Raw genomic sequence first — 12,407 nt, 5'->3', positions numbered from 1 at the left:
CTGCTGCTGGCCTGGCTGAAGCACGGCGAGGGTTCCGGGGCCTGGTGCGATGCCGTGCAGACCATGGACACCCTGCTGCTCAGCGTTACCCCGGGCCGTGAGCCGCAAACCCTGTTGCAGCAGGTGCCAGGCCTGCTCAAGGCGTTGCGCGACGGCTTGGCCAGCGTGGCGCAGGACTCGCTCACGACCCGCGCATTCTTCCAGCAGCTTGAGCGGTTGCACCTGTGCGCCTGCGGGGGAGGCCAGTGGCAACCCTTGGACCAGGTGCGGGTGACGCAAGCGATTGTCCTGGCAAGTGCCGAAGAACCACGCTGCCCGCCGCCAGGGGGCGACAGCGGGCACGCTGCGGCAGTGCGCCAGGCGCAGCGCCTGCGCGTCGGTACCTGGGTCCAGGTGCTGGATGAAGACCCACCGCTGCGCTGCAAGCTGGTAGCACGTGTCGAGAACAGCGACAGGCTGGTGTTCAGCAACCGCACCGGCCTGAAAGTGCGAGAGTGGAGCAGCGCCAGCCTGGCCAGGGCACTGCAGCGCGGCGAAGTGCGGGTGCTGGGGGACGGGCTGTTGTTCGAGCGTGCACTGGAGGCCGTACTTGACGGCCTGCGCCCGTGATCATTCACCTGCACAGGGCGTGAGCCGCAAGGCATACTGTTGTCCTGTTCAAGGCGTTTTCAGGATCTGCCCCATGCAATTGGACCGTGCCACTGGCTGGTTCCACGGAAACGGAATCACCCATTGCCCTTCGCCCAACTTCAATGCTCGGCCGGAGGGCGAAGCGATTTCCCTGCTGGTGATTCACAACATCAGCCTGCCGCCGGCGTGTTTTGGTACCGGCAAGGTTCAGCAATTTTTCCAGAACCGCCTGGACCCCCAGGAACACCCGTACTTTGCCAGCATCAGCCACCTGACCGTGTCCGCCCACCTGTTCGTCGAGCGTGATGGCGCGGTGACCCAGTTCGTGTCGCTGTGCGACCGCGCCTGGCACGCAGGTGTTTCGTGTTTCGACGGGCGCGAAGGCTGCAATGACTTCTCCATCGGCATCGAGCTGGAAGGCACTGACGACCTGCCCTATACCGATGCCCAGTACACCGTGCTGGAACAGCTTACGCGGCACATCTGCGGTGCCTGGCCGGCCATCGACCTGGGCCGTATCCAGGGCCATAGCGACATTGCCCCGCAGCGCAAGACCGACCCCGGCCCGGCATTCGACTGGCCGCGCTACCGTGAAGCGCTGCAGCACAACGAGGACAAGGCATGAGTTTTCTGGTGTTGGTGCTGGCGCTGTGGGTCGAGAAGTTCTCGGCCCTGCGCCATCAGGTGCAACGTGACGGTTTTTTCCTTGGTGAGCTGGTGCGCCTGGAACGCAGCGGCAAGGTTCACCCGTGGTGGACGCTGACGCTTCTGGTGCTGGCACCGGTCGCCCTGCTGGTCTTGCTGTTGCACGTACTGGAGCCCGTGGCCTATGGCCTGCTGGCGCTGCCGGTGCATCTGCTGGTGTTGGTCTACAGCCTGGGCCGCGGTGACGCCAAGGCGTCGCTTGGCCCGTTCCGTGACGCCTGGCGCCGGGGCGATGACCAGGCCGCCTTGCACGTGGCAGAGCGCGACCTTGGCCTGGCGGCCGATGAGCCGCACACGTTGTTGGTGCGGGTGCAGGGCAACTTGCTGTGGCAGGTGTACCAGGGCTTCTTCGCCGTGATCTTCTGGTATTTCGTGCTGGGGCCGGGGGCAGCGTTGGCGTATCGGTTACTGGCGCTGTGCGCTGGGCACAGCGGGCAAGCGGTGCTGAAGGCGCGCGCCGAGCAGTTGCGGCACATCATGGACTGGCTGCCGGTGCGCGTGCTGGCGTTGAGCTTTGCCTTGGTGGGTAATTTCCTGGCGGTGACGCGGGTGATGCTGCACGAGGTGCTCAACTGGCACATCAGCGCCGCACACCTGGTGGCCCGGGTCGGGCGCGTTGCCGACGACATTCCCGACGATGAAGACAGCCAGCGTGGGTTGGGGCGCCTGGACAGCCTGTGGGAGCTGCTGCTGCGCTGCGCGGTGTTGTGGTATGCCGCGTTCGCGCTGTGGACGGTGCTGGCCTGAAATCAGGCGGGCGGCAGCGCGGCTACCAGCCGAACAGCTCACACGCGTTGCGGGTACTCGCTGCAGCCAGCTCGCCGGCCTCGACACCCATCACTTGCGCCAGCGCACCGGCTATCTCGGGCAAATGCTCCGGGCTGTTTCTTACCCCTGGGAACATGGCCGGGGCCATGTCTGGCGCATCGGTCTCCAGCACCACGCTGTCCAGCGGCAGGCGCGCCAGGGTCTTGCGCAGCCGCAATGCCTGCGGCCAGGTCGCTGCACCGCCCAGCCCCAGCCGAAAGCCCAGCTTGATGTACTCGCGGGCCTCTTCATAACTGCCGGCAAAGGCATGCACCACCCCCGCCCGTGCCGGTTTGTAGCGCTTGAGCGTGGCAATTACCTGGGCATGGCTGCGGCGCACGTGCAACAGCGCCGGCAGCTGGAAATCACACGCCATCTGCAGTTGCGCTTCGAACAACGTCTGTTGGCGGGCCTTGTCCAGGTGTTCGAGGTAATAGTCCAGGCCAAATTCGCCCACTGCACACAGCCGTGGGTCACCGCGCAGGCGCTCCAGCCACTCGCGCAATTGTTGCAGGTGCTCGGGCCGATGCTGCTCCAGGTAGACCGGGTGCAGGCCCAGCGCGGCGTACAGGCCTGGTTCGGCGCCGGCCAGCGCCCACACCCGCTGGAAGTTCGCCTGGTACACCCCGAGCACGACCATTCGCTCCACCCCGCGCGCCGCTGCGTTGGCCAGCAGGCGCGCGCGGTCGGCGTCGAAGTCGGGGAAGTCCAAGTGGGTGTGGGTGTCGATCAGGCGCATGTTCAGCCTGCGGCGATACGTTGTTTGAACGTACGGCCTATGGCATGCACGCCGGGTTCGTAGCGCTTTTCCTCGATGGCGGCCAGGGCCAGTTCCAGCGCAGTGGCGGCGATCAGGCCGTGCTGCTGGGCCATGGCATTGACCGGCAGTGGCAGGAAGTCCAGCAACTGGTTGTCGCCAAACGTGCCCAACTGCAGCTGCCGGGAGCCGGCGGGGCGCGCCTGCAGTGTGTCGAATACCCCTTGCAGCAGCACATACGAGGTGGTCACCAGGGCATCGGGCAGGCCCCCCAGGTCGTCGATCAGTTGCTGCATCAGGCGCTGGCCGCATGCCCGGCTGAAGGCTTCGCCCTGGTAGCGGCGCACGTCACCGGCATAGCCTTGCAGCGCTTCATCGAAACCACCTGCACGGGCCTGGCTGACCGACAGCTCCGGGCGGGCGCCGAGCAAGGCAATGCTGCGTGGCGCGGCGCGCAGCAGGCTGGCGGCCAGCTGGCGGCTGGCGTCGCGGTCGTCGCTGATCACCGAACAGAAATGCGCAGGGTTCAGGCGGCGGTCGATGGCGATCACCGGCAGGCCTTTGTTCTGCAGTTCGCGGTAGCTGTCATCTTCGGCTGGCAGGCAACTGGCGACGAACAGCGCATCGCAACGACGGGCGCGGAACAGTTGCTGCAACTGGCGTTCGCTTTCGGGTTGGTCATCGCTGCTGGCGATCAGCAACTGGTAGCCGCGGGCGCGGGCGCCCTGTTCCAGTTGTTTGGCAATGCGCGCGTAGCTGGGGTTCTCCAGATCCGGGAGAATGAACCCCAGGGTACGGGTATGCCGGCTGCGCAGGCCAGCAGCCTGTGGGTTGGGGGTGAAGCCGTGGGCCTCGACCACCGCGCGCACCCTGTCGACCGTGCTGCTGCTGATGCGTTGCTGTTCAGCCTTGCCATTGATGACGTAGCTGGCGGTGGTCACGGACACACCGGCCAGACGGGCGATATCGCTGAGTTTCACCGAATTTTCCTTGTTGTTACCGGGGCTGGCGGGCAGGCCGGGCCGGCTAGTTTGACCGCCTACCGGCCATCCGCGCAGACGACTATTGTCGCAATTGTCCGACAAGATGGGGCTTTTTCCTTGGCAGATTATCGAGTAACGTGGCCGCCTGGTCAGATTAAACGTTTCAGCTGCCGATTTTCTGCCTCGGCCGAGAAAGCTGCAAGCGTTAGGCTGGCAGCCCCAAGCTGCAAATTTCAACTTGCAAGCTATAAGAAAAAGCGTGTCGGTGCACTGTCCGCTTTCGCTTGCAACGCGCAGCTCGAGGCCTGCAGCCCGCCGCTGGCCGTTACGTGAATTTCACAACAATACTCCAGTACCCCAACGGGAACTGCATAAGGAGAAGGTCATGCTCGAGCTCGCCAAGGAGCAGATAGCCATGGGTCAGACGGCAGCCGACAAGGCTGAGGCCTTGCGCCTGCTGGCCGACCGGCTGGTTACCGATGGCCTGGTTGCCGAAGGGTACTTGCAAGGGCTGCAAGCCCGTGAGGCGCAAGGCTCTACCTTCCTTGGCCAGGGCATCGCCATTCCCCATGGTACGCCGCAAACCCGTGACCTGGTGTATGCCACCGGCGTACGCCTGTTGCAGTTCCCTGAAGGGGTGGACTGGGGTGATGGGCAGATGGTCTACCTGGCCATCGGCATCGCTGCGCGTTCCGATGAACACCTGCGCCTGCTGCAACTGCTGACCCGTGCACTGGGCGAAACCGACCTGGCCGAAGCGCTGCGCCGCGCCAGCTCCGCCGAGGCGTTGCTCAAGCTGCTGCAAGGCGCGCCGCAAGCGCTGGCCCTGGATGCGCAACTGGTCGGCCTGAACCTGCCGGCCGAAGACTTCGACGAGCTGGCCTGGCGTGGGGCCCGGCTGTTGCAGCGCGCCGACTGCGTCGACAGCGGTTTTGCCGCCGTGCTGCAGCAGGCCGAGCCGCTGCCGTTGGGCGAAGGCCTGTGGTGGCTGCACAGCGAGCGCCAGGTGCGCCAGCCAGGCCTGGCCTTCGTCACCCCGCAACAGCCGCTGCGCTACCGTGACCAGCCGCTCAATGGCCTGTTTTGCCTGGCTAGCCTCGGCGCGGCCCACCAGGCCTTGCTGGAGCGGCTGTGCGAAGTGCTGATCGAAGGCCGCGGGCAGACGCTCTACCAGGCCACCAGTAGCCGTGCGGTGCTGGAGGTTCTGGGAGGCGAGGCGCCGCCAGACTGGCCCTGCGCCCGCGTGGTGCTGGCCAACCCGCATGGGCTGCATGCCCGCCCGGCCAAAGTGCTGGCGCAACTGGCCAAAGGCTTTGAAGGGGACATCCGCGTGCGCCTGGCCGACAGCGCCCAGCCAGCGGTGTCGGTGAAGAGCCTGAGCAAGCTGCTCAGCCTGGGCGCCCGCCGTGGCCAGGTGCTGGAATTGCTGGCCGAACCCGCGGTTGCCGCCGATGCCTTGCCAGCGCTGCTGGCCGCCATCGAGCAGGGCCTGGGCGAGGAAGTCGAGCCGCTGCCACAGGGCACCAGCGCTGAACCGGAGGCCGCGCCCGAGGTGGTACAAGCGCCACCGGCCGGGAGCCGCATTCAAGGCGTGGGCGCCGCCCCAGGCATCGCCAGCGGCCCCGCGCACGTGTGTGTCGAGCGCGAGTTCGACTACCCCCTGCGTGGCGAGTCGTGCACGCAGGAGCGGCAGAAGCTGCGCGACGCCCTGGCGGTCGTGAGCAGTGAACTGCAGGCGCTGGTGCAGCGCAGCGACAAAGCCATTGGCGAGATTTTCGTCACCCACCAGGAGATGCTTGCCGACCCCGCCCTGACCGACGATGTCGAACAGCGCCTGGCCCAAGGCGAGAGCGCCGCCGCCGCGTGGATGGCGGTGATCGAGGCCGCGGCCCGCCAGCAGGAGGCCTTGCACGATGCCTTGCTGGCCGAGCGCGCCGCCGACCTGCGTGACGTGGGCCGTCGCGTGCTGGCGCAGTTGTGCGGGGTGCAGGCGCAAGTGGAACCCGAGCAGCCCTACGTGCTGGTCATGACCGAAGTGGGCCCCTCCGATGTCGCCCGGCTGGACCCGAGCCGGGTGGCCGGTATCGTCACCGCCCAGGGCGGCGCGACCGCGCACAGCGCCATCGTCGCCCGGGCCCTGGGTATCCCCGCGGTGGTTGGCGCAGGGGCCGCGATACTGCTGCTGCAAAGCGGTACACCGCTGCTGCTCGATGGCCAGCGCGGTACGGTCAGCGTGGCGCCGCCGGCCGATGAACTGCAACGCGCGCTGGCCGAGCGCGACCAGCGCGAGCAGCGTTTGCAGGCTGCCTGGGCCAGCCGTTTCGAGCCCGCGGTTACCCGTGATGGGCATGCAGTCGAGGTGTTTGCCAACATCGGCGAAAGCACTGGCATCGCCAAGGTGGTGGACCAAGGTGCCGAGGGCGTGGGCCTGCTGCGCACCGAGCTGATTTTCATGGCGCACCCTCAAGCGCCGGACGTGGCCACCCAGGAGGCCGAGTACCGCCGTGTGCTCGATGGCCTGGACGGGCGGCCGCTGGTAGTGCGTACCCTGGATGTCGGCGGTGACAAACCGTTGCCGTACTGGCCGATTGCCGCCGAAGAAAACCCGTTCCTTGGCGTGCGCGGCGTGCGCTTGACCCTGCAGCGCCCGCACGTCATGGAAGACCAGTTGCGCGCGTTGCTGCGGGCCGCCGACCAGCGGCCGCTGCGTATCATGTTCCCCATGGTCGGCCAGGTGCACGAATGGCGTGAGGCGCGGGCCATGGTCGAGCGTTTGCGTGCCGAAATCCCGGTCGCCGACCTGCAACTGGGCATCATGGTCGAGGTCCCCTCGGCAGCCCTGCTGGCGCCACAGCTGGCCCGCGAAGTGGACTTTTTCAGCATCGGCACCAACGACCTGACGCAGTACACCCTGGCCATCGACCGTGGCCACCCGAGCCTCTCGGCCCAGGCCGACGGCCTGCACCCGGCGGTGCTCAGCCTGATCGACATGACGGTGCGTGCCGCCCATGCCCATGGCAAATGGGTAGGTGTGTGCGGTGAGCTGGCGGCCGACCCGCAAGCGGTCGCCGTGTTGCTGGGCCTGGACGTGGATGAACTCAGCGTCGCCGCGCGCAGCATTGCCGAAGTCAAGGCCCTGGTCCGCCAGGCCGATCACCAGACGGCCCGCGCCCTGGCGCGCGAGGCCCTGCAACAGGACAGCGCGGCAGCGGTACGCGCGCTGGTGGAGCGTTACTGAATGGCCAAGATCCTCACCCTTACCCTGAACCCGGCGCTGGATATCACCATCGGCCTGGGCACCTTGCGCCCAGGGCAAGTCAACCGCAGCCAGGCGCAGCACAGCCACGCCGCCGGCAAGGGGCTGAATGTCGCCCAGGTGCTGGCCGACCTGGGGCACAGCGTAACCGTGGGCGGCTTCCTCGGGGGTGACAACCTGCAACCGTTCGAGGCGCTGATCGAAACCCGCGGCTTCGCCGACTGCTTTGTCCGTGTGGCGGGTGAAACCCGCAGCAACATAAAGCTGGTCGAAGCCGATGGCCGCGTGACCGACATCAACGGCCAAGGCCCGCAGGTGGACCAGGCGGCGCGCGATGCCTTGCTCAGCCGCCTGGCCCAGGTCGCGCCAGGCCACGATGCGGTAGTGGTGGCCGGCAGCCTGCCGCGTGGGGTCAGCGCCGAGTGGTTCCAACAATTGCTCGAACAGCTCAGGGCCCAAGGCCTCAAGGTGGCCCTGGACAGCAGCGGTGAAGCTTTGCGGGCCGGTTTGCAAAGCGCGCCGTGGCTGGTCAAGCCCAACACCGAAGAGCTGGGCGAAGTGCTCGGCGAGGCTGTGGTTACCCAGGCGCAGCAAGGCGCCGCTGCCGAGCGCCTGTTGGCCAGCGGCATCGAACACGTGGTGGTATCGGCGGGTGAGCAGGGGGTCAGCTGGTACATGCGCGACCGCGTGCTGCACGCAGTCCCGCCCACGGTGCGGGTCGCCAGCACGGTGGGGGCAGGGGATTCCCTGGTCGCCGGCATGGTGCATGGCCTGCTGCAGGGCGAAGCGCCCGCGCAGACCTTGTCCCGGGCCACCGCCATCGCCGCCCAGGCCGTCACCCAGGTTGGCTTCGGCATCTGCGACCGCGAGCAAATGGCTCGGCTGCAGGCGGCCGTGCAACTGACAGAACAACAAGAGGGTTGCCGATGAACATTGCCATTGTCACCGCCTGCCCTAATGGCCAGGTGTCGAGTTTGCTGAGTGCCCGCTTGCTGTCTGCTGCAGCCCAGCGGCGCGGTTGGAGCACCAGTGTCGAGGTGCAGGATGCCGAACACCCCGAGCGGCAACTGAGCGCGACGCAAATCGCCGAGGCCGACTGGGTGCTGGTGGTCAGCACCGGCCCGGTTGACCTGTCCCGCTTCGTCGGCAAGCGCCTGTTCCAGAGCACGCCGTCGCAGGCCCTGGCTGACCGCGAAGGTTTCCTCGATGAGGCGGCGGCCAACGCCCGCTTGCTGACGGATGTGCCAGGCAAGCCGGCGCTGGAAGAGCGTTCTGCCGGCGTTAAGATTGTTGCAGTCACAGCCTGCCCGACCGGTGTGGCTCACACCTTCATGGCCGCGGAGGCTTTGCAGCAGGCAGCGCAACAAGTGGGCTACCAGCTCACCGTGGAAACCCAGGGCTCGGTCGGCGCACGCAACCCGTTGTCTGCCGAAGCCATCGCCCAGGCCGATGTGGTGCTGCTGGCCGCCGACATCGAGGTGCCCACCGCCCGCTTTGCCGGCAAACGTATTTACCGCTGTGGTACCGGGGTCGCCCTCAAGCAGGCGCGGGCCACGCTGGACAAGGCCTTGGCCGAAGGCAAGGTGGAAAACAGCGCCGATGCCGCGGCGGCCGCGCCCGCCAAGGGTGAAAAGACCGGGGTGTACAAGCACCTGCTGACTGGCGTGTCGTTCATGCTGCCGATGGTGGTGGCGGGCGGCCTGCTGATCGCGCTGTCATTCGTGTTCGGCATCGAGGCCTACAAGGAGCCCGGCACCTTGCCGGCGGCGCTGATGCAGATTGGTGGCGAAGCGGCCTTCAAACTGATGGTGCCACTGCTGGCGGGCTATATTGCCTGGTCTATCGCCGACCGCCCCGGGTTGGCGCCGGGCATGATCGGTGGCCTGCTGGCGAGCACCCTGGGTGCCGGCTTCATTGGCGGTATCGTGGCCGGTTTCCTGGCGGGCTACAGCGCCAAGGCCATCGCCCGCTGGGCTCGTTTGCCCAGCAGCCTGGAGGCGCTCAAGCCGATCCTGATCATCCCGTTGCTGGCGAGCCTGTTCACCGGCCTGGTGATGATCTACGTGGTCGGCCAGCCGGTTGCAGCCATGCTGGAAGGCCTTACCCGCTTCCTGGACAGCATGGGCACCACCAACGCCATTCTGCTGGGGCTTTTGCTGGGCGGCATGATGTGTGTCGACCTTGGCGGGCCGATCAACAAGGCCGCCTATGCGTTCTCGGTGGGGCTGCTGGCCTCGTCGAGCTACGCCCCCATGGCCGCTACCATGGCGGCGGGCATGGTGCCGCCCATCGGCCTGGGTATCGCCACCTTCATCGCCCGGCGCAAGTTCGCGCAAAGCGAGCGCGAGGCCGGTAAGGCGGCCCTGGCGTTGGGGCTGTGCTTCATCTCGGAAGGGGCGATCCCGTTTGCTGCCAAAGACCCGCTGCGGGTTATTCCGGCCAGTGTCGCCGGTGGTGCGTTGACCGGGGCATTGTCGATGTACTTCGGCTGCAAGCTGATGGCCCCGCATGGCGGCTTGTTCGTGCTGCTGATCCCTAATGCGATCAACCACGCGCTGCTGTACCTGTTGGCGATCGTCGCGGGCAGTTTGCTCACGGCAGTGGTCTATGCCGTGATCAAGAAGAGTGAGCGGGTAGAGCTGGCTGTGGCGCCCGTTAAAGGCTAGCGGTTTGTATAGGCAGTACTGGCCTCTTCGCGGGTAAACCCGCTCCTACAGGAACTTCGCAGGCTTGCAGATTGCGCGGGCCACCTGAGGGAGCGGGTTCACCCGTGCTTCTGCCGCAATGGCTTTAGCAGATCACCCAGGCCGTTATGGTCGATCTCATGCATCAACGCCAGCAACCCCCCCAGTTCCCCCGTAGGGAAACCCTTGCGTGCGAACCAGGCCAGGTAGTCTCCCGGCAGGTCGGCAATGCATCGCCCCTGGTATTTGCCGAAGGGCATCGTGCGGGTCACCAACAGTTCCAGGGTTTCGGGTTTCATCAGAAGAGACCGGGTTGTGACGAAGCGCCGACCATACTGCAATCTGCACGAGCGCCCAAGCGGTAATCATGCAGAACACCGGTATCCGGCTTTTTTGCGTATGATGTAAGTCATTGATACTAAAGGGCATTCATGATAGTTCCAGGTTGGCATGAACACTGCTCCTATCCAGATGACTATCACCTGCCAAGGAGCTTTACCATGAGCAACCCGAACAAAGACGTGATCGATGTACTGAACGACCTGATCGAGTACAGCAAGGACGGCGAGAAAGGTTTTCGTGAGTCGGCCGATGATGTCAAGAATCCAGAGCTGAAAGCGTTCTTCGTACAGCGTGCTGGAGAATGTGCCAATGCGGCTGCTGAGCTGCAGAGCGAGGTTCGCCGCCTGGGTGGCGATCCGGAAACCTCCACCAGCATCAGCGGCGACCTGCATCGCGGCTGGGTCAGCCTGAAATCGATGGTTACCGGTAAAGACGAAGAGTCCGTGCTCAATGAGGTCGAGCGTGGCGAGGACCATGCGCTCAAGGCATACAAGGAAGCCCGCGAGAAGCTGGTAAAACTGGGCCGTATTGCTTCCGACAATTCCTATGCCCTGGTGGAAAAACAGCTGCAAGGCGTGCAGCGCAACCACGACCAGGTGAAGGCACTGCGCAACGCTGCCCGCGCTCGCTCTTAAGCCTCTGGCCCTTCTACCCGGTTACGGCCTTTGGCCTTGGCCCGGTAGAGGGCCTCGTCCGCAGCACCCAGCAACCTGGCCAGGTCGTACTGGGTGCCGGACAAACCGATGCCGATGCTGACCGTGACCCCACGGGCATCATCGGCAAACGGTGCCAGCCCCTCCACGCTCAGGCGGATGCGTTCAGCCATCAGTTGAGCACCTGCCAGGTCGGTTTCCGGCAGTACTACCTGAAATTCCTCCCCACCATAGCGCGCAGCCAGGTCTGCAGGGCGCCTCAGGCATGCCTCGATTGCCTTGGCCACCTCGCGCAGGGCATGGTCGCCACCGGCATGACCATGGCGCTGGTTGAATGCCTTGAAATGGTCGACATCCACCATCAGCAACGCCAACGGCGTGTGATTGCGCTGCGCCCGCGCCCACTCCTGCCGCAATACCTGGTCTAGCCGCCGGCGGTTTGCCAGGCCGGTGAGGCTGTCGGTGGCTGCCAGTGTCGCCAAGCCCTGTTCGGCTTCGTGGCGGCGGCGCAATTCCCGGCCCAGCAGCAAGGTGAGCCAGAGAATGCCGATGCACAATACGCCCGTGGCGACACTGACCACCGTGGCGGTACGGCGCCACGACTGGAACACCTCGTCAGCTGAATGCTGCACCAGCACGATCAGCGGTAACTGCGCTACCCGGGCGAAGGTGAACATGCGTGGCTGACCATTACTGGTCGCAGGGGCGGTGAAACTCCCGTGCTGCTCGCGGAGAATGCGTTTGAAATTCGGCCGAGTGGCAAAATTGGTACCGATCCCAAGCGTTTCCGGGCGCGAGGTTTGCCGGGCGAGCAATTGCCCATCCGTGTTCAGCAGGCTGATGCTGCTGTCGTCGCCGATGTCCAGGCGCCGGAACAGGTCGTTGAAGTACGACAGGCGCAGCGCCCCGGCGGCGACCCCGGCAAACTCGCCCTGCGGCCCGGAAATACGCCGGCTGAAGCTGATGCACCAGTCCAGGTCACCCAGTTTGGCCTTGAATGGCGGGCCCACCAGCAGCCCCAGGTGAGCATTGTGCTGGTGCGCCCTGAAGACCCCGGTATCGCCAAAGTTGGCCTGGCGCGGCACGCTGCTGGTGGAGTCACCGACCACGTTGCCTTGCTTGTCCAGCCAAAGCACGTCACCGCGTTGGCGGTCGACGAACGCCTCGTTGAACAGCAGACGCTGGCGCAACGGGCCGGGAATTTCCGGGAGCTCCTTGCGCCCAACGGCCCAGATCAACCCTTTGAGCGATTGGTCGTAGAGCTCGGCATTGCGCAGGATGTCGCTTTCGATCAGTTGCACGATGTTGTTGGCTGAACGCACGGCCGACTGTTCGACGCTGTCCCGCTCGCGGGCCAGCAGGTAGCTGACGATCGTCACGATAGCGAGCACGGCGAGGCAACTGCCCAAATTGAGGGTCAGCTCGGGGTGCGACCTGTAAAATGCTCGAGGCGGGGATTGGGTGGGCATGGTCGCTACTGCAGGGGCAGGGCCATTCGCGGCGGCGGTATTCTAGGGAAGCATGGATTGTCGGACAAGATTTCTCCGACGGAATCACGCTGTACTGCAGTTGGATTTACGCTGAACCCTG

Annotated in this window: 11 protein-coding genes; 7 read left to right on the top strand and 4 right to left on the bottom strand. The window is 65.6% G+C overall.

All coding sequences use genetic code 11. The features are described 5' to 3' along the window. The 3 genes from APH30_RS00975 to ampE form a co-directional block, all read left to right on the top strand. The coding region (locus tag APH30_RS00975) for a DUF1631 family protein (protein ID WP_156326351.1) at positions 1 to 609 on the top strand (609 nt) is incomplete at its 5' end. A 73-nt stretch (positions 610 to 682) separates the two neighbouring features. Beyond that, positions 683 to 1,255, top strand: a complete 573-nt coding sequence (gene ampD / locus APH30_RS00970) for a 1,6-anhydro-N-acetylmuramyl-L-alanine amidase AmpD (protein ID WP_054911440.1) — start codon at positions 683 to 685, stop codon at positions 1,253 to 1,255. Further along, positions 1,252 to 2,082: a regulatory signaling modulator protein AmpE gene (gene ampE / locus APH30_RS00965; RefSeq protein WP_054911439.1), complete on the top strand. Its 831-nt coding sequence runs from the start codon at positions 1,252 to 1,254 to the stop codon at positions 2,080 to 2,082. Before ampD ends, ampE begins: the two co-directional genes overlap by 4 nt. A 22-nt stretch (positions 2,083 to 2,104) precedes the next feature. Here ampE and APH30_RS00960 read toward each other — a convergent pair whose 3' ends face one another. Continuing rightward, positions 2,105 to 2,881, bottom strand: coding sequence for a TatD family hydrolase (locus tag APH30_RS00960; protein ID WP_054911438.1), 777 nt, complete (start codon positions 2,879 to 2,881; stop codon positions 2,105 to 2,107). Between the two features lie 2 nt (positions 2,882 to 2,883). Then, a complete protein-coding gene (gene cra, locus APH30_RS00955) occupies positions 2,884 to 3,879 on the bottom strand; it encodes a catabolite repressor/activator (RefSeq protein WP_029886926.1) in 996 nt (331 codons plus the stop codon). A gap of 388 nt (positions 3,880 to 4,267) precedes the next feature. Between cra and ptsP the strand changes: the two genes are divergently transcribed. The 3 genes from ptsP to APH30_RS00940 are packed head-to-tail and all read left to right on the top strand — an operon-like array spanning position 4,268 to position 9,804. Continuing rightward, entirely contained in the window at positions 4,268 to 7,120 is a 2,853-nt protein-coding gene (gene ptsP / locus APH30_RS00950; RefSeq protein ID WP_054911437.1) for a phosphoenolpyruvate--protein phosphotransferase, read from the top strand. After that, positions 7,121 to 8,068, top strand: a complete 948-nt coding sequence (gene pfkB, locus APH30_RS00945; protein WP_054911436.1) for a 1-phosphofructokinase — start codon at positions 7,121 to 7,123, stop codon at positions 8,066 to 8,068. Continuing rightward, positions 8,065 to 9,804, top strand: coding sequence for a PTS fructose-like transporter subunit IIB (locus APH30_RS00940; RefSeq protein WP_009682710.1), 1,740 nt, complete (start codon positions 8,065 to 8,067; stop codon positions 9,802 to 9,804). The genes pfkB and APH30_RS00940 overlap by 4 nt, the downstream gene beginning before the upstream one ends. 98 nt (positions 9,805 to 9,902) lie before the next feature. On the opposite strand, the gene APH30_RS00935 is transcribed toward APH30_RS00940, so the two are convergent. Further along, positions 9,903 to 10,121 carry a DUF3820 family protein gene (locus APH30_RS00935; protein ID WP_009682711.1) on the bottom strand — a complete coding sequence of 73 codons (219 nt, stop codon included), beginning with the start codon at positions 10,119 to 10,121 and terminating at the stop codon, positions 9,903 to 9,905. Positions 10,122 to 10,322: 201 nt separating this feature from the next. On the opposite strand from APH30_RS00935, the gene APH30_RS00930 reads away from it, so the two are divergent. After that, positions 10,323 to 10,799 (top strand): PA2169 family four-helix-bundle protein, encoded by a 477-nt coding sequence (locus APH30_RS00930; protein WP_054911435.1) that lies wholly within the window; start codon positions 10,323 to 10,325, stop codon positions 10,797 to 10,799. On the opposite strand, the gene APH30_RS00925 is transcribed toward APH30_RS00930, so the two are convergent. Continuing rightward, positions 10,796 to 12,286 (bottom strand): sensor domain-containing diguanylate cyclase, encoded by a 1,491-nt coding sequence (locus tag APH30_RS00925; RefSeq protein WP_054911434.1) that lies wholly within the window; start codon positions 12,284 to 12,286, stop codon positions 10,796 to 10,798. The two genes, APH30_RS00930 and APH30_RS00925, sit on opposite strands and share 4 nt — an antisense overlap. Positions 12,287 to 12,407: the final 121 nt, after the last annotated feature.

The sequence above is a fragment of the Pseudomonas sp. NBRC 111127 genome (assembly GCF_001320345.1).
Taxonomy (GTDB): domain Bacteria; phylum Pseudomonadota; class Gammaproteobacteria; order Pseudomonadales; family Pseudomonadaceae; genus Aquipseudomonas; species Aquipseudomonas juntendi.
The sequence above is the reverse complement of the archived record's forward strand: the minus strand, read 5'-3'. Positions and strand labels throughout refer to the sequence as shown.